Genomic DNA, 512 nt, shown 5'->3' on the forward strand with positions numbered 1-512 from the left:
TTCAGAAACAATCAGATAATACTCGCCATAGGCAAGCGTTAACCGACCGTCGCTGAAACTTTTCGGTAATCGCTCCTTGAACTGAGCTTTACCCAATATCGTATGATAGATTCCCGATTCACTAATTGCTGTTTTCGGGATGAAAACTGTTTGTTGCTTGTCTTTCCGACTACGAAAACGACACTCGTGTATTTTACCGGTCTGCTTAAACTTCTTCTTCGCCTCCCTGAAAGCTATATAGGCATCTTTGACGGCAATCTTTTTGATTTGGTAAGGAACAGATTTTGCCCACTCTGGCAAATTATCTATAATAATTCGAGCAACTGTCATCCATTTTGCCTTCGTTCTAGGCTCTTTTAAGTATTCAATAGTTTTGTTATAGACGTAACGACTCACACCAAACCATTGCTTAAGTAATGCTTTTTGTTCAGAGCTTAGGTAAACTCGAATCTTCCTTGATCTTCTTCCGGTAGCTTCTGAGTCCGTGCATCCTGCAACTGAAGACGTGAAGG

At 41.0% G+C, this 512-nt stretch carries 2 pseudogenes; both read right to left on the bottom strand.

The annotated features are described in order from the left end of the window. Positions 1-396, bottom strand: a pseudogene (locus ACK4IR_RS12455) (RNA-guided endonuclease TnpB family protein); the annotation flags it as partial. A gap of 6 nt (positions 397-402) precedes the next feature. After that, positions 403-450, bottom strand: a pseudogene (locus ACK4IR_RS12460) (hypothetical protein); the annotation flags it as partial. Between the last annotated feature and the right edge of the window lie 62 nt (positions 451-512).

The sequence above is a fragment of the Thermosynechococcus sp. genome, assembly GCF_046299635.1.
GTDB lineage: Bacteria > Cyanobacteriota > Cyanobacteriia > Thermosynechococcales > Thermosynechococcaceae > Thermosynechococcus.